Origin of the sequence: Steroidobacter flavus (assembly GCF_042651805.1) — a bacterium.
Classification (GTDB): domain Bacteria; phylum Pseudomonadota; class Gammaproteobacteria; order Steroidobacterales; family Steroidobacteraceae; genus Steroidobacter; species Steroidobacter flavus.
Genome location: NZ_JBHSDU010000003.1, coordinates 1899452 through 1924340 on the forward strand (window position 1 = coordinate 1899452; position 24889 = coordinate 1924340).

At 61.9% G+C, this 24889-nt stretch carries 21 protein-coding genes; 6 read left to right on the top strand and 15 right to left on the bottom strand.

Going from position 1 to position 24889, the window contains the following annotated elements; all coding sequences use genetic code 11:
- Positions 1 to 4: 4 nt before the first annotated feature.
- Positions 5 to 1369: a type VI secretion system-associated FHA domain protein TagH gene (gene tagH / locus ACFPN2_RS13705; protein ID WP_380597388.1), complete on the bottom strand. Its 1365-nt coding sequence runs from the start codon at positions 1367 to 1369 to the stop codon at positions 5 to 7.
- A 218-nt stretch (positions 1370 to 1587) separates the two neighbouring features.
- Here tagH and ACFPN2_RS13710 point away from each other — a divergent pair, with 218 nt between their 5' ends.
- Together ACFPN2_RS13710 and ACFPN2_RS13715 are read left to right on the top strand one after the other, a co-directional pair.
- Positions 1588 to 2148: an SRPBCC family protein gene (locus tag ACFPN2_RS13710; RefSeq protein WP_380597390.1), complete on the top strand. Its 561-nt coding sequence runs from the start codon at positions 1588 to 1590 to the stop codon at positions 2146 to 2148.
- A gap of 117 nt (positions 2149 to 2265) precedes the next feature.
- Positions 2266 to 3045, top strand: coding sequence for a hypothetical protein (locus ACFPN2_RS13715; protein ID WP_380597392.1), 780 nt, complete (start codon positions 2266 to 2268; stop codon positions 3043 to 3045).
- Here the strand turns inward: ACFPN2_RS13715 and ACFPN2_RS13720 are convergent, their stop codons facing one another.
- The gene (locus ACFPN2_RS13720) at positions 3046 to 5535 is read right to left on the bottom strand and encodes an ABC transporter permease (RefSeq protein WP_380597394.1); all 2490 of its coding nucleotides are present in this window, start codon (positions 5533 to 5535) and stop codon (positions 3046 to 3048) included.
- On the bottom strand, positions 5532 to 6209 hold the full coding sequence (locus ACFPN2_RS13725; protein WP_380597396.1) for an ABC transporter ATP-binding protein: 678 nt from the start codon (positions 6207 to 6209) through the stop codon (positions 5532 to 5534). The genes ACFPN2_RS13720 and ACFPN2_RS13725 overlap by 4 nt, the downstream gene beginning before the upstream one ends.
- Here ACFPN2_RS13725 and ACFPN2_RS13730 point away from each other — a divergent pair.
- Together ACFPN2_RS13730 and ACFPN2_RS13735 are read left to right on the top strand one after the other, a co-directional pair.
- Positions 6208 to 6939, top strand: a complete 732-nt coding sequence (locus tag ACFPN2_RS13730) for an arylesterase (protein WP_380597398.1) — start codon at positions 6208 to 6210, stop codon at positions 6937 to 6939. The genes ACFPN2_RS13725 and ACFPN2_RS13730 overlap by 2 nt on opposite strands.
- A 23-nt stretch (positions 6940 to 6962) precedes the next feature.
- Complete coding sequence (locus tag ACFPN2_RS13735) at positions 6963 to 8657, top strand: AMP-binding protein (protein ID WP_380597400.1); 1695 nt, start codon at positions 6963 to 6965, stop codon at positions 8655 to 8657.
- Between the two features lie 28 nt (positions 8658 to 8685).
- Here ACFPN2_RS13735 and hemE read toward each other — a convergent pair whose 3' ends face one another.
- From hemE to ACFPN2_RS13790, 11 genes are all read right to left on the bottom strand, one after another.
- Positions 8686 to 9771, bottom strand: coding sequence for a uroporphyrinogen decarboxylase (hemE, locus tag ACFPN2_RS13740; RefSeq protein WP_380597402.1), 1086 nt, complete (start codon positions 9769 to 9771; stop codon positions 8686 to 8688).
- Between the two features lie 68 nt (positions 9772 to 9839).
- A complete protein-coding gene (locus tag ACFPN2_RS13745) occupies positions 9840 to 10025 on the bottom strand; it encodes a hypothetical protein (RefSeq protein WP_380597404.1) in 186 nt (61 codons plus the stop codon).
- Positions 10022 to 11572, bottom strand: coding sequence for an anti-phage dCTP deaminase (locus ACFPN2_RS13750; RefSeq protein WP_380597406.1), 1551 nt, complete (start codon positions 11570 to 11572; stop codon positions 10022 to 10024). Before ACFPN2_RS13750 ends, ACFPN2_RS13745 begins: the two co-directional genes overlap by 4 nt.
- Positions 11573 to 11775: 203 nt before the next feature.
- Positions 11776 to 12939, bottom strand: coding sequence for a deoxyguanosinetriphosphate triphosphohydrolase (locus ACFPN2_RS13755; RefSeq protein ID WP_380597408.1), 1164 nt, complete (start codon positions 12937 to 12939; stop codon positions 11776 to 11778).
- Complete coding sequence (gene aroB / locus ACFPN2_RS13760) at positions 12936 to 14036, bottom strand: 3-dehydroquinate synthase (RefSeq protein WP_380597410.1); 1101 nt, start codon at positions 14034 to 14036, stop codon at positions 12936 to 12938. The genes ACFPN2_RS13755 and aroB overlap by 4 nt, the downstream gene beginning before the upstream one ends.
- On the bottom strand, positions 14033 to 14581 hold the full coding sequence (gene aroK / locus ACFPN2_RS13765) for a shikimate kinase AroK (RefSeq protein ID WP_380597411.1): 549 nt from the start codon (positions 14579 to 14581) through the stop codon (positions 14033 to 14035). Before aroK ends, aroB begins: the two co-directional genes overlap by 4 nt.
- A gap of 168 nt (positions 14582 to 14749) precedes the next feature.
- Positions 14750 to 16957, bottom strand: coding sequence for a type IV pilus secretin PilQ (gene pilQ, locus ACFPN2_RS13770; protein WP_380597413.1), 2208 nt, complete (start codon positions 16955 to 16957; stop codon positions 14750 to 14752).
- A gap of 20 nt (positions 16958 to 16977) precedes the next feature.
- Positions 16978 to 17499 (bottom strand): pilus assembly protein PilP, encoded by a 522-nt coding sequence (locus tag ACFPN2_RS13775; RefSeq protein ID WP_380597415.1) that lies wholly within the window; start codon positions 17497 to 17499, stop codon positions 16978 to 16980.
- Between the two features lie 37 nt (positions 17500 to 17536).
- Positions 17537 to 18199: a type IV pilus inner membrane component PilO gene (locus ACFPN2_RS13780; RefSeq protein WP_380597416.1), complete on the bottom strand. Its 663-nt coding sequence runs from the start codon at positions 18197 to 18199 to the stop codon at positions 17537 to 17539.
- Positions 18196 to 18828 carry a PilN domain-containing protein gene (locus tag ACFPN2_RS13785; protein WP_380597418.1) on the bottom strand — a complete coding sequence of 211 codons (633 nt, stop codon included), beginning with the start codon at positions 18826 to 18828 and terminating at the stop codon, positions 18196 to 18198. The genes ACFPN2_RS13780 and ACFPN2_RS13785 overlap by 4 nt, the downstream gene beginning before the upstream one ends.
- Before the next feature lies 1 nt (position 18829).
- Entirely contained in the window at positions 18830 to 19891 is a 1062-nt protein-coding gene (locus tag ACFPN2_RS13790) for a pilus assembly protein PilM (RefSeq protein ID WP_206606496.1), read from the bottom strand.
- Between the two features lie 499 nt (positions 19892 to 20390).
- Between ACFPN2_RS13790 and ACFPN2_RS13795 the strand changes: the two genes are divergently transcribed.
- Together ACFPN2_RS13795 and ACFPN2_RS13800 are read left to right on the top strand one after the other, a co-directional pair.
- Entirely contained in the window at positions 20391 to 22868 is a 2478-nt protein-coding gene (locus tag ACFPN2_RS13795; RefSeq protein ID WP_380597420.1) for a penicillin-binding protein 1A, read from the top strand.
- 33 nt (positions 22869 to 22901) lie between these two features.
- Positions 22902 to 23525, top strand: coding sequence for a hypothetical protein (locus tag ACFPN2_RS13800; RefSeq protein WP_380597422.1), 624 nt, complete (start codon positions 22902 to 22904; stop codon positions 23523 to 23525).
- Positions 23526 to 23549: 24 nt separating this feature from the next.
- Here the strand turns inward: ACFPN2_RS13800 and ACFPN2_RS13805 are convergent, their stop codons facing one another.
- Entirely contained in the window at positions 23550 to 24845 is a 1296-nt protein-coding gene (locus tag ACFPN2_RS13805) for a citrate synthase (RefSeq protein ID WP_380597424.1), read from the bottom strand.
- Positions 24846 to 24889: the final 44 nt, after the last annotated feature.

Genomic DNA, 24889 nt, shown 5'->3' on the forward strand with positions numbered 1-24889 from the left:
AATGTCACTGCCCTACCGGCCGGCTGGATTTCTTCAGCCGTTCCAGGTGCTCTTCATAGGCGCGCGTGAACGCGTCACCAAACAAAGTACGGAAGCCGGTCTCGGCGTCCTTGCTCAGCTCGCCGTACTTGTCGCGAAACAGATCCCAATACCGCATCTTGCCCGGCACGCCGAGGATGGAGCCTTTCATCTGCCGGTCGAACTCTTCCTGCATCCGCTGCGGATCGAACTGCGACAGCATGGACTCGAACGCCAGGCGCATCGCCGTCTGCAGCGCCGCCTGATGATCGCGCACGTCGCGGAACGCATCTTCGAACGCGTCCGTCGGCTGCAGATAAGCGGGGTTGTGCTTCACCAGCAGATTGTGAAAAGCATCGTCCACGTTGGCGGAGAACTTCAACGGATTGTTGGCCGCCGCCTTGAACGACGTGCCACGCATGCGCAAATCATCTTTCATGCGCTCGCGGGCTCGCAACGCTTCCATCACGCCGCCGAGCGCGATCCGCAAAATCTCACCAAGCATGCGCGCCGATTCAACGCTCGGCTCGAGACCTTCGATGCCGGCCGCATCGAAGAGTGCTTTCAATTGAGCATCGCCACTCTCGGCACGCGCGCGTGGCGCCGGAGTGCTGGGAGCCTCTTTCGCCGGCGGCGACGGAGCCGCTTTTGCCACCGGTGCCGGCGGTCGTTGCGGTTGCGGACGAGGCGGGATAGCGACTGTGGATTTCACAACCTCGGGCCGCGGACGAGACGGAGCCGCGGGCGGCGCCGGTTTCTTCGGCTCGGCCACTTCGGCCATGCCGAACCATTCGGTGGCGTGATCGCCGTCGTCCTCGTCCTCTTCCTCCTCCTCATCCTCGTCGTCGCGAGTCACATCCCGGACCGTGGAGTCTTGCAGGACCGTCTTGTTCCGGTTCGCCAGCAAGCTCTCGGTTCGATCTTCCGCGGCCGCCTGTGTCGGCGCGGCGCCACGACGGGGCGGCGGCGAGACCAGCTTGGGCCCGCCGTTCTTCAAGACGGCGAACGGATCGTTCCGCAGGTCCTCGGTGACATCGTTCTGAATGGAAACATTGATCTGATACGCGTCGATGTAAAGCAGATCGCCATCGCGCAGTTGCTGCGGCTGCCCACGTGTCAGTCGATTGTCTGGCGAATTGATGAAGACACCGTTGGTGCTGGTGTCCTCGACGAAATACTTACCGTTGACGTAGCGGATCAAGGCATGACGTCCCGACACATACGGGTCGGGGAACACCCAGTCATTGTCCGGCAGGCGCCCGATGGTGCCGCCGAGCGCCTTGAAGATCTTGCGACCGGCGGCGCCCATCGCCTGGGCCTGCGGGCCGGTCACTTCGAGGGTGAGAATCATGCGAACCCACTGCCAGTCGATGGATATCCAGTCGATTGAATTACTATTTATCCGTGCCGTGAAGCCACGGCCCCGTCCCGGCATTGACCGGTTCGGCATTACACCAGCCGACCAAGCATCGCAGTATCGGCCAGAGGTCTGCAAGAATGTTGAGTAAAAGCCCACAGTTCCCAATCAGAACAAGCGTTTCGGCGCGCCGCACTGGATTGTTACAAAGCTTGTCCCGCGGACTGTCCGCTGTGCTTCTGTGCGTGGCAGGGCTGTGGTCGCAAACCGCGCCGGCCGCCGAGCCGCAGGTCACCGAGGGATTTATCAACGCGTCGCCGGCCGAGGTATGGCGAATCTTCACGACCGCCGAAGGTTACAAACAGACCGGCGTGGCCTACGCCGATGTCGACTTCAAAATCGGCGGCACCATCCGCACGCACTACGATGCCAAGGGCCGGCTGGGCGATGCCAATACCATCGTCAACGAAATCCTGGCGTTCGAGCCGGAGCGCATGTTGGCGATCCGCATCAAACAGGCGCCGGCCGACTTCAAATATCCAGACGCGATCGCGGGCACCTGGACGGTCATTTATCTGGCGCCAGCCGGTAACAACATGACTCAGGTGCGCATCGTCGGATTGGGTTACACCGACACGCCGCAGTCCCAGGCCATGCGCAAGTTCTTCGCCGAGGGCAACCGCTGGACCCTGGACCACATCGCCAAGCCTTATTGGCCGAAATGCGCAAAGTGCGTGGCGGAAGAGGCGGCGGCGAAGTCAGGGACGCCCTGACACTAACTAAAGTGAGTACTGGATCTCACTTCTGTGGGATTTTGCGGACTCGCTCGACATTTCGACTGACGTGCTTTTGTTAACCTCCGCCGCGTTATGGCAATCGGGCCGGCGCGGATGGATCGCAAGTACATCGAAAACGAGCATGTGGTGGATCGCTACCTGTCCGGCGATCTGACCGTGCGCGAAGCGCGCGACTTCGAGAAGTTCTGCCTCGATAACCCGGCCTTCCTGCAGGCGCTGCCCATTCCAGTGCGCTTGAAGACACGGCTGTCGCGCCGGCCGGTCGACGGCAGCGAGACCGGCGTGTTCGACGCCATTCCCTCCAGCTCGACCCGGGCTGTGATGGAAGAAACCGACGATGGTTTCGATCCCGAAGAAGCTCGGGAAGAAATGCGCCGGAGCAGCGGGGGCGGTGCCGCCAGTCGCGTGCTCGTCCTGGCGCTGGGCCTGGGCATGCTGATCGCGGCCGGTGCGGCCGTGATCTTCGGTCTGCAAGCCCGCGCGCTTACCGAACAACTACAAGGCGCGCACAAAGAACTCACCAGCACACAAATGCAGCCGCCGGGCAGTGTGCAGCGATACAAACTGCAGATGGTGAAAGGCAAGCCGGCGAGCCCGACCTTCGCGCTCGGCTGGCTCGATCCGGCGCAACTGCTGGATATCAGCGTCGACGCCACCGACGGCAAGATCCAGCAGTTTCAAATCACCATCGACAAGAGCGATGGCGTTCGGGTGATGCAGATCAAACGCATCATGCGCGACTCCAACAAGGAGATCCGCTTCAGCTTGAACTCATCGGCGTTCGGCCCGGGCGATTATCTGGTGAAGGTCGAAGGTTATAACTGGCGCGGCCAGACCGAAGAGGTCGGCTGGATGATGCTCGGTTTGAAGTAATCAGCCGCCACGCAAAGTAGCGACCGGCGGGTGATTGACGACCGAACGGGTCGCCAATGTTCCGCTCAGACCGACGAGCACCGCGCCTGCCACCAGGCCGACCGCCCATACGGTGATGTCGAACGTGTAGTCGAGATTGAAGATGCGCGTCGCGAGGAAATATCCCGCCGCCGTCGCGCCAATCGCCGCCAGCGTGCCCGACAGAATGCCCAACGTGGTGAACTCCGCCGCCACGCCTTGCAACACCACGCGACGGCTCGCACCCAACGTTCGCAACATCGCGCTCTCGTAACGTCGCTCATCGCGCGTCGCCTGAATCGCAGCGAGCAGCACCGTGATGCCGGCGAGCAGCGTGAATCCAAACACGTATTGAACCGCTAACGACGCCTTGTCCATCACGCCGCGCACCTGCGTGAGAATCGCTTCGAGATCGATCGCGGTCACCTCGGGAAACTGGCGCACGAAGTCCATCAACACCGGGCGCTGCTCGCGAGGAATATGCACGCTCGTGATGTAGGTACCGGTGCTGTCATTCAGTGTGCCGGGCGAGAACACCATGAAGAAGTTCGGACGGAACGAATCCCACTGCACCTCACGGAAGCTGCTGACGCGGGCGGTGATGGTCTCGCCGGCGACGTCATAAGTGAGCTCGTCGCCGAGCTTCAGACCCAGAGCGTCGCCCAGCTCTTTCTCGACGGATACGCGCGGCCCGCCGCGATCGTTCGGACGCCACCATTCGCCCGAGAGCAGCTTGTTGTCGTCCTGCATGGTCTCGGCCCAGGTGAGATTCGCTTCCCGTTCCAGGAAGTCCTTGCCGCGATCGTTTTGAATTTTCAGATCGGTGGCCGACTTGCCATCGATCTTGATCAACCGGGCGCGAATCATCGGCACCAGTTGCGGCGGCGTCATGCCGTGCTCGGCGAAGAAGTCACGGACCTGCGCGGTCTGATCCGGACGAATATTGATCATGAAATGATTGGGCGCGTTCTCCGGCAAGCTGGCCCGCCATTCCTGCATCAGATCGTTACGAACGACCGCCAGCAGCAACAGCACCATCAGGCCCAGACCGAAGGCGACGATCTGAATCACGCTGTCCCGGCCGCGACGGGCGATGTTTGCCATCCCATAACGCCATGAGACGCCCACACTACCGCGCAGCCCACTCAGGCCTCGCACCAGCAACCAACCCGCAAGCATCAGCACTGCGAACGTGACAAACGTCCCGCCGAATACATACAACAACAGCTGCGCGTCGCGAACCAGCCACGCGAGCAGTGCGACCAGCGCGGCGAGCGCGGTTCCGTAGACGGTGGCATAGCGCAACGGTGGCGGCTCGAGATTCCGTCGCAACACGCGGGCGGGCGGCACGAAGCGCAGTTGTAACAACGGCGGCAGCGCAAAGCCGATGAGGATCAGCACCGAGGTGACAATGCCCAGCCCGCCGGCACTCAGCGACGGACGCGGCAGCTCATTGCGCACCAGATCTTTCAACAGATACGCGATGCCTTCCTGAGCGGCGTAACCGATGACCGCGCCAATCACGCCGGCAATCAAACCGATCATCAACAACTCGAGCACACTGATGGACAGCACGAGGCGCTGAGGCGCGCCCATGCTCTTCATCAGCGCGACGGTATCGAGATGCCTTGAAACGTAACGCCGAGCCGAGATCGCCACCGCTATCGCGGCCAGCAGGATGGTCACCAACGCGGCCAGATTCAGAAACCGGCTCGCACGGTCGATGGCGGAGCGAATCTGCGGGCTGGCATCGGCCAGGTCGACGATGCGCTGACCAGGCTTCTTGATTTGAGTAAGCCGTTCTTTGAAGGCCGCGATGGCTGACGGCTGACCGGCGAACAACGCGAAATGAGAAATGCGACTGCCTTCCTGCGCGAGGCCGGTGGCTTCCACATCCTCGAGACGCATCAGCAACGTCGGCGCGAGATCGACGAATTGCGAGCCTTGGTCGGGCCGATAGTCGAGCACCTTCGTGGCTGTGAGCTCGCTCGATCCGACCCGAATCTTGTCACCGACGTTCGCGCCGAGTTGCGCGAACAAGCGCGGTTCGAGCCATGCTTCGCCGGGACCGGGCGTCGTTGTGACTTCCTGCGCGGGACCGAACGGCACCTCCGCGACTTTGACTCGACCTCGCAGTGGATACTCGGGAGAGACCGCCCTGATCGCCGTCAGCGCGCTGTCGTCGCCCTTGAACACGACGCTCGGAAAGTTGGACAGCTCGGCGGTTTGCAGGCCCGCGTCCTTGGCCATCTGAAAATATTCCGGCTCGAGCGCCGAGCGCGACTGCAGTCGCAGATCCGCCGCGAGCACTTCGCCCGCTTGTTGATCGACCGCGAGACTCACGCGGCTGGTAAAGAACCCCACCGCTGTCAGCGCCGACACGGCGACCAGCAGCGCCAACATCAACACTCGCAGCTCGCCCGATTTACCATCGCGCGCCAGTGCGAGAATCGCGAGCCTCAGCGCTTTCATGCGGCGACCTTGCCGGCGTCGATTCGAATCGTGCGCCCGCATCGCTGCGCGATTGCGTTGTCGTGAGTCACGACGACTAACGTGGTCTGCGCAGCGCGGTTCAACTCAAACAGCAATTCGATGATGCGCTCACCCGTGGCGGAATCGAGATTGCCGGTCGGCTCATCCGCGAACAGCAACGCGGGCCTCGTCACAAATGCGCGGGCAATCGCGACTCGTTGTTGCTCGCCGCCGGAGAGTTGGCGCGGATAATGTTCGCGTCGCGGAGTCAAACCGACTTTTGCCAGCACTTCCGCCGCCGCCTCGCGCGCACCGGATTTTCCGGCCAGTTCCAGCGGCAACATCACGTTCTCGATCGCGGTCAGCGAGGGCACCAGATGAAAGCTTTGGAACACGAACCCCACGTGCTGAGCGCGCACTGCGGCGCGGCCATCTTCATCCAATGCCGTGAGCTCCGAGCCGTTCAGCCAGATTCGTCCGTCAGTCGGTTCATCCAGCCCGGCGAGCAACGCCAGCAACGTCGATTTGCCCGCGCCCGACGCGCCGATGATGGCGACGGTCTCGCCGACCTGAATGCTTAGATCGACGGCCGCCAGGATGGTCAGCGTTCCCTCCGGACTGCTAACCTGCTTGCTGATTTTTTCCGCTCTGAGGACCGGTTGCGCAATGCTCATGTCGAGATCTGAATCTGGATCGTTGGGCAAGTCAGGTACGGCGAAGGCCGCCGTAGTTTGCCAGCGCAAACTTAGCGGAAACTTACGCAGGGCTGTCACGATCGGTTTCAGCCTGGCGTTGTTGGTCCTGCTCGGGCTGGGACTGGCCCCGTCCGGTTTGGTTCACGCCGCGGCCGCGCCCGGCAAGATCCTGGTGCTCGGTGACAGCTTGAGCGCCGGCTATGGCGTCAAAGTGGATGCCACCTGGGTGGCGTTGCTGGAACAGCGGCTGGCCAAGCAAGGTTACGGGTACCGAGTAGTCAATGCCAGCATCAGCGGCGAAACCACCGGCGGTGCGCGCGGCCGCCTGCCTCGTGCCCTGGATTTGCACAAGCCTGCTGTGGTGATTATTGAGCTGGGTGGCAATGACGGCCTGCGGGGCCTGCCTTTGAAACAGGTGCGCGGCAACTTCGAATACCTGATCGAGACCAGCCAGGCCGCGCAGGCCAAAGTCGTGCTGGTCGGCATGCGCATGCCGCCGAACTACGGTGCCGAATATGCCAACTCGTTCCATGCGCTGTATGGCGAGCTGGCGAAAAAATACGACGTGCCGCTGGTGGATTTCTTTCTGGACGGCGTGGCGCTCGACGACACCCTGATGCAAGCCGATGGCATTCATCCCAATGCCACGGCACAACCCAAATTGCTGGACAATCTGTGGCCGGCACTGAGCAAGGTACTGAAGCAATGAACGCAATCGCGCAGGGGGCGCCAATGACGGTCGAATCCTCCAAGCCCTGGCTGAAGAGTTATCCGCCGGGGGTGCCGGAGCAGATCAATCCCGATCAATACACGTCGGCGGTCGAGCTCATCGACGGCGCCTGCGCCCGTTTCGCCGACAAGCCGGCCTTCACCAGCATGGGGCGCACGATCACGTACGCCGACTACGATCGCCTGTCGCGAGACTTCGCCGCCTATCTGCAAAGCATCGCGCATCTGAAGAAAGGCGATCGCATCGCCCTGATGATGCCGAACGTGCTGCAGTATCCGATCGCGCTGTACGGCGCGTTGCGCGCTGGCTTGATCGTCGTCAACACCAATCCGCTGTACACGGCACGCGAGCTGGAACATCAGCTCAGCGATTCAGGCGCCAAGGCCATCGTCATTTTCGAGAACTTCGCGCACACGCTCGATCATGTCATCGCCAAGACTCAGATCCAGCACGTGATCATTACCGGCGTCGGCGATCAGCTGAATTTTCCCAAGTCGGTGCTGGCCAATCTGGTCGTGCGCCACGTGCGTAAGCAGGTGCCGAGCTACAACTTGCCGAACGCGGTGCGCTTCAACAAGGCGCTGCAAGGCGGCCGCTTTGAAACATTCACGCCGGTGCCGCTGACGCTCGAAGACATCGCGTTTCTGCAGTACACGGGTGGCACGACGGGCGTGGCGAAGGGCGCGATGCTGACGCATCGGAATATCGTCGCGAACGTCATGCAGGCTGAGTCGTGGATCGGCACGGCGGCTCGTGTCGGTCAGGACACCATCATCACGGCGCTGCCGCTGTATCACATCTTCGCGCTCACCGGAAATTGGCTGGTGTTCGTGAAGCTGGGCGCGCACGACATTCTCATCGTCAATCCGCGCGACTTCCCGGCCTTCGTCGGCGAGCTGAAGAAATATCGGTTTACTTACATTAGCGGCGTGAACACGTTGTTCAACGCGCTGCTGAACACGCCGGGCTTTGCGGAAGTCGATTTCAGCGCGCTGGCCATTACGCTGGGCGGCGGCATGGCGGTGCAACGCCCGGTCGCGGAGCATTGGAAGAAGGTCACGGGCAACGTGCTGACGCAGGCGTGGGGTTTGACGGAAACGTCGCCGGCCGCTTGTATCAATCCGTTCGGCGAGGACTTCAACAACTCCATCGGCCTGCCGATTTCTTCGACCGAGATCAGCATCCGCGACGACGATGGCAACGATCTGGGCATCGATAAGGTTGGCGAGATTTGTATCCGCGGGCCGCAGGTGATGCGCGGCTATTGGAACCGTCCGGACGAGACCGCCAAAGTGATGCTCGGCGATTGGCTGCGCACTGGCGACATCGGCCGGCTGGATCACAAAGGCTATGTGTTCATCGAGGATCGCAAGAAGGACATGATCCTCGTGTCCGGCTTCAACGTGTATCCGAACGAGATCGAAAGCGTCGTCGCCGCACACCCCGGCGTGCTCGAAGTCGCCGCGGTCGCTCAAGCCGACGAGCATTCGGGCGAGGTGGTCGCGCTGTTCGTCGTGAAGAAAGATCCATCGCTCACCGAGCAGCAGCTGATCGATTTCTCCCGTCAGCAGCTCACCGGGTACAAGGTGCCCCGGCATGTGTATTTCAGGACCGAGCTGCCGAAGACCAACGTCGGCAAGATCCTGCGACGCGCGTTGCGCGATGAGTTGAAAAAGAAGGAAGCACCCAGCGCTTAACGCGAACTACAACCAACCATCCCGTGCGTCAGCGCGGGATGTGATATTGAGGGCTCAGCTCGTGCACGGCGGCGATCATCGCGCCGGCGTGCTCGGGCGGCACGGCCGGGTGAATGCCGTGGCCCAGATTGAACACGTGGCCATGCCCGTGCCCGTAGCTCGACAGGACTCGTCCCACTTCCTCTCGGATCTTCTCGGGTGCCGCGTACAGGCAGTTCGGATCGAGATTGCCCTGAAGCGCCACGCGATCGTTCACCAGGCGACGCGCGTCGGCGAGATCGGTCGTCCAGTCGACACCCAGCGCATCGCAGCCCGTCTGCGCCATGATACTCAGCCGGTCGCCGGCGCCTTTGGTGAACAAGATCACCGGCACGCGCCGGCCTTCGGCTTCACGCGTCAATCCATCGACGATGCTCTGCATGTAGTGCAACGAGAACTCTCGATACTGCGCCGGCGTGAGCACGCCGCCCCAGGTATCGAAAATCATCACCGCCTGCGCACCGGCCGCGATCTGCGCATTGAGATAGGCGCGGGTGGAATCGGCCAGCAGCTGTAACAACGCACGCAGCGTGGCGGGCTCGTTGTACATCATCGTCTTGATACGAGAAAACTCCTTCGAGCTACCGCCTTCGACAATGTATGTACCGACCGTCCACGGACTGCCGGCGAAACCGATCAGCGGCACACGCCCGTTCAGTTCCTTCCGAATCAAGCTCACCGCATCCATCACATAGCGCAGCTCGACCTGCGGATCCGGCACGCCCAACTTCTCCACATCCGCCTTCGACCGCACCGGCCGCTCGATGCGCGGCCCCTCACCGGTCTCGAACTGCAATCCCAGCCCGAGAGCATGAGGAATCGTCAGGATGTCGGAGAACAGAATCGCCGCATCGAGCGGGTACCGATCCAGGGGCTGTAATGTGACTTCGCACGCCAGCTCCGGCGTCATGCACAGCTTCAGGAAACTCCCGGCCCGCTCACGCGTGGCGCGGTATTCCGGCAGATAACGACCGGCCTGACGCATCATCCACACGGGGGTGCGATCGACCGGCTGTCTCAGCAGGGCGCGGAGGAGCAGGTCGTTGGTTGGAGCGGGCTTGGAAGTACCAGTCATCGTGACTGGTAATTTACCACTTGCACGTTGCGGCAGCGCAAATCAATCGTCCTGCCGGCGGCACCGATCTAGTCATCGAGAAAATCAGAAAGACTCGGTGCAAGCCTGGTGGCGGGGGCATTCCCGTCGCTGGCAACGACGGCTTTCTTGTCACCAATACCGGAGGCGTTCTTGAGCCATTGCGGCCAGCTTTCAAGCTCCCGACGGGCCATCTCGATCTGCCGTTCGAGGTCGGAACCTTTCACTGGACTCATATTGAGGTCTCCTCCAACACCCGAGAACCTGCGCTGCGCGCAAGTATGACGGGCAGAACGTTACCAAGCACGCCACCCTCGATCAATAGATACGAGGCAACGAAGCGCTTGAGGCGCGGCTGTGCTTTTCCGTCAATCCACGCGATAGCGTTTCCCCGCGAATCTTTGCGATCAGTCGCGCGGAACATTTCTGTATAGATACTCGGCGCAACTCCGACGAACGGCTCGAACGTAACGCGATCCGGTCGTGCGACACATGGGTCGACATCTATCATGTCCTCGTACAACTCGCGCGCAAGGCTCTTCGGATAGGGCTCGATGTACACCACACGACGTATGCCAGCTGAAATGATATGCCTGGCGCATAAATGACAAGGAAATGTGGTGGTGTACATGCTGGCGTGCTCGACGGCGATGCCGCGGTGCGCGGCTTCCGAGAGCGCCGACATTTCAGCGTGTACTGAACGGCCGAACTCCAACAGGTTCTGGATCTGCGTGCCATTGAGCATTCCAGCGGCGAGCAGCGAATCGGCATCGCCCGGAGAATTGTCCGGCGGACGCCACCCCGCATCGCGTAGCCGAGCGAGTGCTTGCGCGAGCAACTGGCGCTTGAACCTGCTGGTGCTATCGACGCCCTTCACGAAATCCCGGTGATCCGGACTTTCTCCGCTCCAGTACAGACCGCCACCCACCTTCGGGACGTCGTTGCATCCCACCGCGAGAATGCTGCCATCCTGATTTGTGACAGCGACGCCAACCTGTCGCCCCAGATCCGCGGATCGAAGTGCTGCCGCATATGCGTGAAACATTGCGAACTCATCCCGCGTCGGCGTCTCGAATGGATGGCCGAAGAGCAGGCGGACATAGCGTGCCAGCCCCGCTTGCAACCGTTCCGATGAGCGCGCGTCCACGAAAAAATCGCCGCAGGGAAATGAATCTCGAACGCTCTGTCCAAGTTTGTTCTGTTCTTGCTCATCGATCTGAATCAGTTCTTCCGCCTGGGCGCGAAAGCGGTCGGTGTATGTCTCGCCGCGCGATTCGGCGATGGTCGCAGCCAGTTCTTCGACGCGGTCCCGTCGGGGCATGTACGTCGAAATGACATTGAAAGCTCCGCCGTAGACGTATCGAAGCATCTGGATCTCATCGGGATGCTTCAGCGAGCGAATCACAAAAGCGGTCCGTTCCAGCGGTTGTTTGCCGGCCTCGTCCTGTGGAAGATGGGGCTGTCGCAGGATTCGACGTTGACGAATTGCAGATATCGCGAGCACTGCCATGACTTCGCCAGTGCCCATTCTGTTGCGCAAATCAGTGCCGCCTTTCATGTGCTCCCGAATTCGATCGAACTCGGACGCAAAAGCACGCCTGCCGAGGTGCGCATATGAATCGAGCTGATGAAGGAGCGAACTGACATGGATCTCTTCGACTCTGTAACGCACGCGCTCCAACTCCGCGGTAAGCGTGCGTGTCACAGCTCCGAGATCGGACCCCACGGCCCCGACGAGACCGAACACCAGCTCGGGACCCGAAAGCGCTAGTAATTGGTTCATGCAACTATCCGGCGGCTCTTGATGAGCCATCGACTTCGTACTTGATCGTGCTCCCAGACTGGTTCGCCCCCTCGTTGAGGCGGGAATATTTCTATAGTCACCGCGGGAAATGGCGCGCGTTCTGCGCGCGGAGTCACGCGCGCAATTCTGCGTGCGTCGAGCCACGCAGCGTCGATACCGAAGATCAGAGCGAGGAGAAGGGATCAGCTGCGCTTGGCGGGATCGAAGATGCGTTCGTGTTCGACGATGGCGTAGCGGTCGGTCATGCCGGCGATGTAGTCGGCGACCGCGCGGGCGCGGCCGGATTCGCCGGCTTGGGATTCCATCTGCGAGGCGATTTGCTGATGCTCGGGCGGCAACAGCTCGGGGCGCTTGAAGAAGGCTTCGAACAGGCTGTTGATGACCGCGTCGGCCTTGTTGGTCATGCGCAGGACGCGGTAGTGACGATAGACGTGGTCGAGCAGATAGCGCTTCAGCTCGAGATGTTCTGCGATCACGGGCTCGCTGAATTTGACTAACGCGCCCGGCGCCGCGCGTACTGCTTCGACGTCCGCCGGGGCGGCGGCGCGCAGCTGGGCGGCGGTGTTCTCGATCAGATCGGTGACGACGTACGCGATCATGCGCCGGATCACTTCGTGGATGAGCCGCCGCCCGTTCAGCGACGGGTAGGCAGCCATGACGATGTCGTACTGCCGGCGGAACAACGGCACTTGTTTCAACTCGTCGACGGTGATGATGCCGGCGCGCAGGCCGTCGTCGAGATCGTGATTGTTGTAAGCGATCTCGTCGGCCAGATTGGAGATCTGCGCCTCGAGCGTCGGCTGCCGGCGCCGGATGAAACGTTCGCCCAGCTCGCCGAGCTTGCGGGCGTTGTTCAACGAACAGTGTTTGAGAATGCCTTCGCGCGTCTCGAACGTGAGATTCAGCCCGGCGAACGCGGCGTAGTGCTCTTCGAGCTCATCCACGACACGCAGCGACTGCAGGTTGTGCTCGAAGCCGCCGTAGTTGCGCATGCAGGCATTCAGCGCATCCTGGCCGGCATGACCGAACGGCGTGTGGCCCAGGTCGTGCGCCAGACAAATGGCTTCGCACAATGTTTCATTGAGCCGCAACGCTCGCGCGAGTGTGCGGGCGATCTGCGCGACTTCGATGGAATGGGTCAGGCGCGTCCGAAACAAATCGCCTTCGTGATTGACGAACACCTGGGTCTTATAAACCAGGCGTCGAAACGCGGTGGAATGCACGATGCGATCGCGATCCCGCTGATACTCACTGCGATAGCGCGGAGCCTCCTCGGGATGCTGACGGCCCTTCGACCGGGAGTCCCAGGAAGCGTAGGGAGCAAGCGGCGAGGGCGGTGTGGTCATGCGGCGGTGTCGAAATGCGTTCGCATGGTGGCGGCGAACGCTTCGCCTGAGTAGTCGCTGACGACATCCGCCTTGCCGAGGCTGCGTAACAACACCAGTCGTAACTTGCCATCGAGCACTTTCTTATCGAGCCCCATCAGCTCACGCGCACGCTCGGCGCCGATGCGCGGCGGCTCGACGGGCAGTTTGAATCGTTTCAGCAGAGCGATCGCACGTTCTTTGTCTGCGCTCGGCAGCCAGCCCAGCCGTTCGGACAAATCCGCCGCCATCACCATGCCGGCCGCGACCGCTTCGCCATGCAACCAGTTGCCGTAGCCCGATGCCGTCTCGATCGCATGACCGAACGTGTGACCCAGATTCAGAATGGCGCGCAGTCCTTGTTCGCGCTCGTCGATACCGACGACTTCGGCTTTGATCTCACAAGAGCGGCGCACCGCGTAAATCACCGCACCATCGACGCGCTTCAACAACGCCTCGGCATTCTCTTCGAGCCACGCGAAGAACGCCGGGTCGTAAATCAAACCGTACTTGACGATTTCAGCGATACCGGCGGCAAACTCACGCTCCGGCAGCGTGTGAAGCGTCGCGGTGTCCGCGATCACACAGCGCGGCTGATGGAACGCGCCGATCATATTCTTCGCGCCAGGATGATTGACGGCGGTCTTACCGCCGACGGACGAATCCACTTGTGACAGCAGCGTCGTCGGCACCTGGATGTAGTCGATGCCGCGTTGATAGCACGCAGCCGCGAAGCCGGCCATGTCGCCGATGACGCCGCCGCCGAGCGCGACGACGGCTGCGTCGCGGTTCATGCGCTCCTTCACCAGCGCATCGATGATCAGCATCATCGTCTCGAAGGTCTTGTATTGCTCGCCGTCGGGCAGCACCACCGAAGCGATGCGCCGATGCTTCAAGGCCGTTTCCAGCGGCCGCAGATACAACGGCGCAATGGTTTCGTTGGTGACGATCAGCAGATTGCGCGCGGCGACGTGCTCGCTCAGCAGCGCGTCGTCCTCGAGCAGATGCGGCCCGATCAGAATGGGATAGCTGCGCTCGCCCAGGGCGATATCGACTCGTTCGTGCGGTTGGTGACTCATGTTACGGACAGCTCCTGCAAACGCTGCACGACTTCGTCGGCGACCGCTCGCACCTGGCGGCCATCGGTGCACACCACGATGGTGGCGATGGACTCGTACAGCGGACCGCGAAAGGTCATCAGCTCGCGCAGCTTGCGCTCGGGATCGGCGGTGTACAGCAGCGGGCGCTGGCGACCGTGCCGGGTGCGCTCCAGCTGCTGATCGACGCTGGTCTGGAGATAGACGACGCGGCCCCGGCCGGCGAGATGCTCGCGATTCAACTCCGACAAGACAGCGCCGCCGCCGGTGGCAACGATCACATCCGTCATCTGAGTGAGTGCGTCGATCACTTCACGCTCGCGATCGCGAAAGCCGGCCTCGCCTTCCTTCTCGAAAATAAAGGGAATGTCGACGCCGCAGCGGTGCTCGATTTCAGCATCGCTGTCATAGAAATGAAGATGCAGCAGGCGCGCAAGCTGCTTGCCCACGGCGGTCTTGCCCGAGCCCATCGGGCCGATCAGGAAGACGTTATTGCCGAGCGCGGGCTTGGTCGGTTCGGAAGTCATGCAAGGCGGGACTATAAACGAAAGAGGCCGCCCGAAGGCGGCCCTACGTTGCTAGTACCACCCTCGGGTACAGGGATGTACCCCGCCGCTTCAGCGGCGGACGAGCGGCAAAAGTCACGCCTTTTGCCGCCTCGTCAGGAGGGTCGTGGCAGGATGCCCGATCCCGACTTAATAAAGACTCGAGCCTTCGCGCAGGATGCGCGGGGTCACGAAGATCAACAGTTCGTCCTTGTTGTCCGTGGTCGTGGTCTGCTTGAACAGGCGGCCGACGACCGGGATGTCGCCCAGGTACGGCACTTTGTTCTCGGCGTCGCGACGCTCGGTTTCCAGGATGCCGCCGAGCACGACGGTCTGGCCGTCGTTGACCAGCACCTGGGTCACGATCTCGCGAGTGTCGATCGAGGGCACGAAACCGCCGGTGGCGCTGGCGACCAGCTGACCGACGCTGTCCTTGGACACGGTGAGGTCGAGGATCACGCGGTTGTCCGGAGTGATCTGCGGCGTCACCTTCAGGCTCAGCACGGCCTTCTTGAACTGGGTGGTCGTGGCACCGCTGGACGAAGATTCCTGGTAGGGAATTTCCACGCCCTGCTCGATGGTGGCTTCACGCTGGTTGGCCGTGATCAGACGGGGCGAGGAGATGATCTCGCCGCGGCCTTCGGCCTGCGCCGCGGACAGCTCCAGGTCGACCAGGTAGTCGGAGTCGATCAGAGCCAGGGCCAGGCGACCGGCCGGGTTGGCGGCCGGCAGGTTCACCAGATAACGATCGGCAGCGTTCTCGGGCAGGATGAAACCGCCGAGCTGGCCGTCGGTGCCGTTGGTCGGCGTGCCGATCGGCGGATCGTCGTCGTTCTCACCCGCGAGCGCCGGGTACGGGCTGATGCCGACGCCGTTCTCGCCGTTCAGCGGGCCGCCGAGCAGGCCGAGGCCGTCCTTGCCGCCCTGATTGAAGGCGACGTTGGCACCGAAGCGCACGCCCAGGTCGCGGCTGTAGTCGTCGCTCACGATCACGATGCGCGCTTCGATCATCACCTGCTTGACCGGGATGTCGAGCGTCGACACCAGGCGACGGATGTCCGCAAGGCGCTCCGCCGTGTCCTGCAACAGCAGGGTGTTGGTGCGCTCGTCGATCGCGACGCTGCCGCGCTCGGAAATCAGCGAGCCGGCGCCCGACTTGATCAGCGTGGCCAGATCGGCGGCCTTGGCATAGTTCACCTGCAGGTACTCGGTACGCAGCGGCGAGAGCTCCTGAGCTTCCTTACGCGCGGTCAGCAGCTCTTTCTCGCGGGCAGCGATTTCGTTGGCCGGCGCGATGAAGATGACGTTGCCTTCCTGACGCGAGTCGAGGCCCTTGGTACGCATCACCACGTCCAGCGCCTGATCCCACGGCACGTTCTGCAAGCGCAGGGTGACGTTGCCGGCGACCGAGTCGCTGATGACCATGTTCTGGCCGCTCGTGTCAGCGAGCAGCTGGAGCACGGCGCGGGTTTCAATGTCCTGGAAGTTCAGGGTCAAACGCTCGCCGACGTATTCCTTCTTGTCGCGCAGCTCGGGCGGCAGCTTCACGACCGGCTTCACTTCGATCGTGTAGATGTTGTCGGACTGATAAGCGAGCTGCTCGTAGTCGCCGGAAGCGGAGATCACGAGGCGGGCACCGTCGCCGACGCGCAGGGCATCGACCGCGCTCACCGGCGTGGCGAAGTCGACCACGTCCAGACGCTGCAACAGGTTTTCGGGAATCGCGGTCTTGGCGAAGTTCACGACGATCTTGCCGCCTTCCTGGCGCAGGTCGGCGGGCACCTTGGAATCGGTCAGCTCGACGATGATGCGAGCCGAGCCGTCGCCACCGCGACGGAAGTCGATGTTGTTGACGCTGCGAACGCCGGAGACGTTGGTGGCAGCGGCGGGGCGCTGCGTGGCCGCGGCGAAACCGCCGGGCTGGGCGCTCGATTGCAGCGTGCGGCCGGTGCCGGAGGAGGCGAGCGACACCACGATGGTGTTGCCTTGAACGCGGGTCTCGTAGGGAACCAGCGAGTCGACGTTGAGCACCACGCGGGTGCGGCCATTCGCTTCGGCGACGTTGACCGTGTCGAGCACGCCCTGTTTCACGTCCACTCGACGCGAGGTCATCGCGACCGAGGTGGCCGGCAGATCGAGCGCGATGCGCGCCGGATTGTCGACCGTGAAAGTGAGCGGAGTGGGCGCATCCTCGGACAGGCGGAGGGTCAGCTCCACTTTGTTTCCGGCAGTGGCCGTCGCCTGGATGCTTTCCAACCGATTGGTGGACTGCGCCAGTGCAGCCTGGCCGAACCCGGCCAGCGCGGCCAGGGCCAGGACCAGTCTCGCGGCAGACCGTTGCACGCTTGAGAACAACATTCTGTGTTTCTCCCTGAGAATCATTCGTTCAGCGCCAGCGCCGCTGGCCGCTCGATGTATCCGCCGAGGCCGTCGGGGACGATCTCGATGATGGAAATCCGCGTCGGCGTGATGCTGATCACGCGGCCGTCGTTCTGGCCCATGAAATTGCCCGGCAGCACGCGATGAACCAAGCCATCCTTGCCCTGGACCAATCCGTAGTTGTTCCCCTGCAGCTGCAGGGTGCCGACCATGGACATGGTGTCGAGCGGGAACTGTTCGAGGAATTCGCGCGTGCGCTTGCTGTCCGGACGCACGGCGCTGGCCACGTCGTTACGCGCCGGCGCGCTCGGCACGAACGGCGAGCGCATGCTGGAGGCGTTGTACGCGAAACTTTCATATGCCCGGATCTCCGGCAGCGGCTCGATGCGCTCGCCGGGACGGCCCTTGATCTCGCTGACCTGGGCTTGCAGCTTGTCCATGTCTGTCGAGCAGCCGCTCAGCCATACGAGGGCGAGCGCGCCGGTCGCGAGAGTTCGAAGATGCTTGCTGTGTACCGTCATAAGTGACTGCTCTTGGCGTTATCCGTAAGGCGCCGCGTTAATTCGCGCCAGGCGGACGACCCGCCCGTTTCTGGGGTTGCTGGGCAGCCTGCTCCTCGTCGTCGAGGTAACGATATGTCTTGGCGGTGACGTTCAATTGCAGCTGATCGTTGCCACCTTCCTTGTCCTTGCCCGCCGCCGGCGTGATCTCCACGTCGTGCAACGTCACGATGCGCGGCAGCGCCGCGATACCGCTGACGAACGCGCCGATCGCGTGGAAACTCCCGGTGAGCCGCATCTTGATGGGCAACTCGGCATAGAAGTCCTTGTTGATCTGCGCCTCGGGTTGAAACAGCTTCTGATCCAGACCGGCACCGGCACCCTGCTGGGAAATATCGGTCAGCAGGTTGGGCACCTCGGTCTTATCCGGCAGCTTGCGCAACATCGCGCCGAACGAGCGCTCCATTTCGGCGAGCTGCGCCTTGTAGGCATCCAGATTCGCCGCCTTGCGCGCCTTGGTTTCCAGCGTCTGTAACAGCTCGGCTTCCTGTGCGCGGGCCGTGTCGAGCTCGGGCTTCTTGTCCTTCCACGCCAGGAAGTACGACATGAAACCGGCGGCGAGCACGAAGATCAGCGCAATGGCCCCGAGCCGGAATGCCACCGGCCAGCGGCTCGGATCGTTCGGATCCAGATCGCGCAGTTGTTCGACGAACGTGCTCATGACGCACCTCCGGGAACTTTAGGCGCCTTCTTGGAGACCGGCCCCTTCTGGCCCGGTCCGGCTTTCTGTTCCGACGCCGCGGCGGCCACTTGGGGATTTTCCTGGGTCGCGTTCAGCGTGAACTGCGAGCCCGCGTCGCTGGCGCCCTTGGTCTCGAGAATCTGCAGCGCCGGATCTTTCAGCCACTCGGAGCTGTCGATATTGCGCATATAGGAGGCCACGCGCGTGCTCGACTGCGCGATGCCTTTCAACTCGATCTTACGGTCGGTCTGTTTCACTGATGTGAGATAGATGCCGTCGGGCGTGGTGCGGACCAGTTGATCGAACACATGCACGATCTCCGGACGGCTCAGCTCCAGCTGCTCGATCACGGTGATGCGCGCCTGCAAGCGTTTCTTCTGCTCTTCCAGATCCAGGATTTCGGCAATCTGCTTGTCGAGCTCCTTGATCTGGTCGTTCAGATAGGTGTTGCGGGCCATCTGATCGTCGATCGCCGACTGCATCTGCCAGTTGACTACGAAGTACACCAGAACGGCACCCAACAGCGCGGCGACCGCGCCAACCCCGAACTCCTGACGCTTGCGCTTACGTTCCGCCTCACGCCAGGGCAATAAATTAATTCTTGGCATGTCAGTCGAAGCTCCTCAACGCCAGCCCGCACGCTGTCAATAATGCGGTCGCATCTTTCTTGACTGCCTGCGCCTTGGCCTTCTGACTGACCTTCATCTGACCCAGAGGGTCGCCTCGTTGTGATTCGATGCCGACGCGACTTTGGATCATTTCGGCGGCACCGGCGATGTTGGCGCAGCCACCGCAGATCAGAATCTGTTCAGGTTGCTCGCGGCCCGCGCCGGAGGCGAGGAAGAACTGCAGCGAGCGGCTCACTTGCTGGCACATATCGTCGATGAACGGGCCGAGCACTTCAGTCTCGTAATTGCCAGGCAGCCCGCCTTCTTTCTTGGCACGGCCGGCTTCTTCCATGCTAAGGCCGTAGGTGCGCATCACTTCTTCGGTCAGCTGCTGACCGCCGAAGGCGAAGTCGCGGGTGTAGATGACTTTCAGGTCGCGCAACACGCTGAACGTGGTGGAGCTGGCGCCGAAGTCGACCACCGCGATCACGCGGCCGAGGCCGCCATCGGGCATCTGGTGAGTCAGCAGGCGGCAGGCATTCTCGAGCGCGAACGCTTCCACATCGACGATCTTGGCAGTCAGACCGGCCGCGGCGCAGGCGGCGATCCGCTGTTCGACGTTCTCAGAGCGGGTCGCGACCAGCAGCACGTCGAGCATGTCCGGATCCTTCTCCGAAGGTCCGATCACTTCGAAGTCGAAGCTGACTTCTTCCATGGGGAAGGGGATGTACTGGTCGGCCTGCATTTCCACCTGGCCTTCCAGCTCGTTCTCGCCCAGCGTGCGAGGCATCTGGATGACCTTGGTGATGGCGGCATCGCCGCTGATCGCCACGGCCGCTTCCTTGGCCCGCGCACCTGAACGCTTCACGGCGCGCTTGATCGCCTCGCCGACGGCATTGGCGTCGACAATGGCTTTTTCGTTAATTGAATTCGGCGGAGTGGCCTCCGCGGCATAGGACTCCACGCGGTATTGACCGCCGCTCATGCTCAATTCAATGAGCTTGACCGAGGAGGTAGTGATGTCCAGGCCCAGGATGGGTCTGGATTTTGCGGTTAACAGCACGCTGGTTCCCTTTCTTGATCAGACACTTAGGTGACGATCGGAGATCGGACGCGAAACACGGGCGGCAACTATATACAGCCGTGACTTAAGTTGAATGTGAGGAGCCTCACGAAATACCATCGCGGTATTCCCGCAGCAAAAGTGCTGTTTTTGCAGTAGTAAGCACCTGTTAGCCGCATTCATCCGCAGGAGCTGAGGTAGATCAGGGCCTTACCGTCCGGGCGGCGCAGCTCCACCACCCCGGCTCCGCCGTCTTCTGCCGTTATCCCCGAACGCCGTTTGCGGTTTCGCGTCGCGGGCCTCCCGGTGTGAAACCTGAGAGTCGTGTGCAACGATCTTCAGGGTCTGACCTCAAAGTCAGCCTGGAGCGCATTCGGTACTATCGGTCCGGCCTGGATCGATACGCGATGCCGCACCAGATTATGTTCACGGGCTAATATTGCCTAGCAGCTTTTGATATAGCAACTGGCAAAGCAAGGACTTAGGATTTTTAGTTGCCATGCGACGTTACCTCAAATCCCCCCTCCGGCTGATCATTGCAGGCGTGCTCGGGGCGACTGGCGCAGCCGTGCTCGGACTGGCCGGCGCCTATCAGTACCTCCGTCCGGCCCTGCCGGATGTCAGCGCCATCAAGGACATCCGGCTGCAGGTGCCGTTGCGGGTGTTCAGCCGTGACGGGCGGCTCATTGCTCAGTTCGGCGAGCAACGCCGCATCCCGCTGTCCTTCGAGGCCATCCCTCATCAGATGATCAATGCGGTGCTGGCGGCCGAGGACGACAACTTCTTCCAGCACGGCGGCGTCGACTATCCCGGTCTGGCGCGTGCCGTGATCCGGCATCTGTTGTCAGGTAACAAGTCCGAAGGCGGCAGCACGATCACGATGCAGCTGGCGCGCGGCGTGTTCCTGAGTCCTGAGAAGAGCTATCGACGCAAGATGGTGGAGATCTTCACCACCCTGCGGATCGAGCAGGAGCTCTCGAAACAGGAAATCCTCGCGCTGTACATGAACAAGATGTTTCTTGGTCAGCGCGCGTATGGCATCGGAGCCGCGGCGGAGGTTTATTACGGCAAGAGTGTCGATCAACTGACCTTGCCCGAGATCGCGATCATTGCCGGCACATTCCGTCTGCCGTCGCGTGACAATCCGGTGGCGAACGCGGAGTTCGCCCGCCAGCGGCGCGCTTATGTATTGCGCCGAATGCATGAGAAAGAATTCATCACGCAAGCGGAATACGAAGCGGCGTTGAAGTCGCCGGTCGAGTCGAAGCTGCACGGTCCGGCGGTCGAAGTCGAAGCGCCGTATATCGCGGAGATGGTGCGAGCCGACCTGTTCAACCGACTCGGCGCCGATGCGTACACCGCCGGCTACGAAGTCATCACGACGGTCGACAGTCGTTTGCAACATGCGGCGGTGAAAGCATTGCGTGGCGCGTTGCTCGAATACGATCAGCGCCATGGTTATCGCGGTCCCGCCGGACGCGTCACTTTGCCGTCGGGTGCTCGCGAGAAAGAATGGTCGCAGGCACTCGAGGAATATGCGGTGCGCGGCAGTCTCGAACCCGCCGTCGTGATCTCAACGGAAGAAAAAAGCGCGGTCGCTTACTCACGCGGCTCCGGACGAGTCAACTTGGGTTGGACTGGACTGAGCTGGGCGCGCAGCCCGTTGCCCGATGGCAGTGTCGGTCCGCAGCTGCAACGTGCGGCGGATGTCGTCGCGGTCGGCGACATCATCTATATCGCGCAGGAAGTTTCGGGTAACTGGCGCATGGTGCAGGTCCCGGAAGCGCAGGGCGCATTCGTCGCGCTCGATCCGCAAGACGGCGGCATCGCGGCGCTCACCGGCGGCTTCGACTATTTCGCCAGCAACTACAATCGCGCCGTGCAGGCCAAGCGTCAGCCGGGCTCGTCGTTCAAACCTTTCCTATATTCAGCGGCGCTCGATCAAGGCTTCACGCCTGCGAGCATCGTGAACGACGCGCCGCTGGTGATCGAAGACCCGACGCTCGAAGGCAGCTGGCGTCCGCAGAACAATACGCGTGAGTTTCGTGGTCCGATGCGGCTGCGAGAGGCGCTGGTCCGTTCGCGCAATCTGGTCTCGATCCGCGTGATGAATGCATTGGGACCTGCATACGCGACGCAGTTCATCGAGCGCTTTGGTTTTCCGGAAAACACCTTGCCGCGCAATTTGTCGCTGGCGCTGGGCACCGCCCAGGTGTCGCCGTTGGAGATGGCGAGCGCGTACTCGGTGTTTGCTAACGGCGGCTTCCGTGTCGAGCCGTATTTCATTCAGCGCATCGTCGACTCCAACGGCAAAATCGAGTTCGAAGCGCAACCGAAGTTCGCTTGTGTCGACTGCGTGCAGCCAACGCCGCCCGCCGGCGAGACAGAAGGAGGCGTGACCAATCTGATCGATGCGCCGATCACCACCGCTACCAACGACGAGACACGCTGGGGCGGTCGCACTTATCTGCAGGAGAAGTCGCTGGCGCCGCAGGTTCTCTCGCCGCAGAACGACTATTTGATCACCGACATGATGGCGGACGTCGTCAAGCGCGGCACCGCGGTGCGCGCGTTGCAGTTGAAGCGCTCTGACCTTGCCGGCAAGACCGGCACCACCAACGATCGTCGCGACGCCTGGTTCTGCGGCTTCAACAGCTCGCTGGTCGGCACGGCGTGGGTGGGCTTCGATCAGGAACGTTCGCTCGGCCCCGGCGAAGAAGGCAGCCGCACGGCGCTGCCGATGTGGATCTACTTCATGGCCGAAGCGTTGAAGGGTGTGCCCGAACAAAAACGCACCCCGCCGCCGGGACTGGTGTCCATGCGGATCTCGGCGGATACCGGCCTGGCCGCACGGCCCGGCGATCCGAGCGCTATTTTCGAGACATTCATGGCAGGCCATCTGCCGCCGCAGGCCGAAGTCGACTCGGCGCTGCCTGGCGATGACGAAGAAGAGAAAAAGGACGACTCGCTGTTCTGAAGCGGCGGGTCGGTGCTGATTACGGGAACGAAGATGAGCAAACGAAGTAATCCACGCGCAGAGCAGCTGCGCATGGCCTTGGCGCAGGAGGCGGCCCGCATCATGTCCGAGCAGGGCATCGATGATTACGGCCTGGCCAAGCGGAAGGCAGCTGAGCGCCTCGGCGCGACCGACATCGCGGTGCTGCCGAAGAACACCGAGATCGAAGCCGCACTGGCCGCGCATCATCGTCTGTTCGAAGGTGACAAGCATTCGACCGCGCTGAGCGCGTTACGCCGCACGGCGCTGCAGGCGATGAAGTTGCTGGACAGCTTTCAGCCGCGCTTAGTCGGGCCCGTGTTAAGCGGCACGGCGTCGGCGCACTCGGAAGTGAATCTGCATTTGTTCGCGGACAGCCCGGAGCGGGTGACGCTGCATCTGATGGACAAGAACATTCCGCATCACCTGGCCGAGCGCCGGCTGCGTTACGAGCCCAATCGACTGGTAGCGTATCCGGTGGTGCAATTCGTGGCGGGAGATCGGGAAATCGACGCGGTCGTGTTTCCCATCGACGGCATTCGCCAGTCGCCGGCCAGCCCGGTGGACGGCCGGCCGATGCGCCGCGCGGACGCGGCGGAGTTGGAATCGTTACTCGAATCGGAGAGCAGCGACTATTAACCTCGCTGCTCCCTCGAAGCCAATTTAACGCTTCTCGATTTCGACGTACTGACGCGTCGCAGGTCCAGTGTACAGCTGGCGCGGACGGCTGATCTTCATCGCCGGATCGGCGATCATTTCCTGCCAGTGCGCCACCCAGCCGACGGTGCGAGCGATCGCGAACATCACCGTGAACATCGACTGCGGAATGCCGATCGCGCTGTAGATGATGCCGGAATAGAAATCCACGTTCGGATACAGCTTGCGCTCGACGAAATACTCGTCCTTCAACGCGATCTCTTCCAGCTTCAGCGCCAGCTCGAACAGCGGATTGTCGGACTTGCCGAGCTTCGCCAGCACCTTGTGCGCCATGGCGCGGATGATGGTCGCGCGCGGGTCGAAGTTCTTGTAGACGCGGTGGCCGAAGCCCATCAGCTTGAAGTTGTCGTTCTTGTCCTTGGCCTTGGCGAGGAACTTCGGCACGTTGTCGACGGTGCCGATCTGCTCGAGCATCGCCAGCACCGCTTCGTTCGCGCCGCCGTGAGCCGGGCCCCACAGCGCCGAGATGCCCGAAGAAATCGCGGCATACGGATTCGTGCCGGTGCTGCCGGCGAGACGCACGGTCGAGGTGCTCGCGTTCTGCTCGTGATCGGCGTGGAGGATGAACAGCAGATCCAGCGCCTGCGCCTGCACCGGATCGATGTTGTACTGCTCGCACGGCACGGCGAAGAACATGTGCAACAGATTCGAGCAGTAGTCGAGATCGTTGCGCGGGTACATGAAAGGCTGACCGAGCGCGTGCTTGTAGGCAGCGGCGGCGATCGTCGGAATCTTCGCGATGATGCGATGAGCGAAAATCTCCCGGTGGCGCGGGTTATTGATGTCCATCGAGTCGTGATAGAACGCCGCCATCGACGCCACCACGCCCGACAACATCGCCATCGGATGCGCGTTGTACTGGAAGCCGTTGAAGAATCGCAGCAGCGATTCATTGATCATCGTGTGGTACTGGACCGCGTGCGTGAATTCGGCAAGCTGCTCGGTGGTCGGCAATTCACCGTTGATCAGCAGGTACGACACTTCGAGAAAATTGCTCTTCTCGGCCAGCTGCTCGATCGGGTAGCCCCGATACATGAGCACGCCTTCGTCGCCATCGATGAAAGTAATTTTACTTTCGCACGACGCCGTGGCCATGAAGCCCGGGTCGAAAGTAAACAGGCCGTGGTCCTTGGCAAGGCTGCCGATGCTCAATACATCGGGTCCGAGCGTGCCGCTCTTCACGTCGGCGAGCGACTTCTTGCCGGTCGCCAGGTTGGTCAGTTCAAACTTCTTCTCGGCCATGGGGCTAATTCCGCAAACAGATGCCACAGGGGAAGCCTGACCGG

Coding starts and splice junctions, on each gene's coding strand:
- ACFPN2_RS13775 (WP_380597415.1), bottom strand. CDS start 17,499: ATGACGGTACACAGCAAGCATCTTCGAACTCTCGCGACCGGCGCGCTC.
- ACFPN2_RS13750 (WP_380597406.1), bottom strand. CDS start 11,572: ATGAACCAATTACTAGCGCTTTCGGGTCCCGAGCTGGTGTTCGGTCTC.
- aroB (WP_380597410.1), bottom strand. CDS start 14,036: ATGAGTCACCAACCGCACGAACGAGTCGATATCGCCCTGGGCGAGCGC.
- tagH (WP_380597388.1), bottom strand. CDS start 1,369: ATGATTCTCACCCTCGAAGTGACCGGCCCGCAGGCCCAGGCGATGGGC.
- ACFPN2_RS13800 (WP_380597422.1), top strand. CDS start 22,902: ATGAGCAAACGAAGTAATCCACGCGCAGAGCAGCTGCGCATGGCCTTG.
- ACFPN2_RS13725 (WP_380597396.1), bottom strand. CDS start 6,209: ATGAGCATTGCGCAACCGGTCCTCAGAGCGGAAAAAATCAGCAAGCAG.
- aroK (WP_380597411.1), bottom strand. CDS start 14,581: ATGACTTCCGAACCGACCAAGCCCGCGCTCGGCAATAACGTCTTCCTG.
- ACFPN2_RS13730 (WP_380597398.1), top strand. CDS start 6,208: ATGTCGAGATCTGAATCTGGATCGTTGGGCAAGTCAGGTACGGCGAAG.
- ACFPN2_RS13805 (WP_380597424.1), bottom strand. CDS start 24,845: ATGGCCGAGAAGAAGTTTGAACTGACCAACCTGGCGACCGGCAAGAAG.
- ACFPN2_RS13785 (WP_380597418.1), bottom strand. CDS start 18,828: ATGCCAAGAATTAATTTATTGCCCTGGCGTGAGGCGGAACGTAAGCGC.
- ACFPN2_RS13780 (WP_380597416.1), bottom strand. CDS start 18,199: ATGAGCACGTTCGTCGAACAACTGCGCGATCTGGATCCGAACGATCCG.
- pilQ (WP_380597413.1), bottom strand. CDS start 16,957: ATGTTGTTCTCAAGCGTGCAACGGTCTGCCGCGAGACTGGTCCTGGCC.
- ACFPN2_RS13755 (WP_380597408.1), bottom strand. CDS start 12,939: ATGACCACACCGCCCTCGCCGCTTGCTCCCTACGCTTCCTGGGACTCC.
- ACFPN2_RS13735 (WP_380597400.1), top strand. CDS start 6,963: ATGACGGTCGAATCCTCCAAGCCCTGGCTGAAGAGTTATCCGCCGGGG.
- hemE (WP_380597402.1), bottom strand. CDS start 9,771: ATGACTGGTACTTCCAAGCCCGCTCCAACCAACGACCTGCTCCTCCGC.
- ACFPN2_RS13795 (WP_380597420.1), top strand. CDS start 20,391: ATGCGACGTTACCTCAAATCCCCCCTCCGGCTGATCATTGCAGGCGTG.
- ACFPN2_RS13720 (WP_380597394.1), bottom strand. CDS start 5,535: ATGAAAGCGCTGAGGCTCGCGATTCTCGCACTGGCGCGCGATGGTAAA.
- ACFPN2_RS13745 (WP_380597404.1), bottom strand. CDS start 10,025: ATGAGTCCAGTGAAAGGTTCCGACCTCGAACGGCAGATCGAGATGGCC.
- ACFPN2_RS13715 (WP_380597392.1), top strand. CDS start 2,266: ATGGATCGCAAGTACATCGAAAACGAGCATGTGGTGGATCGCTACCTG.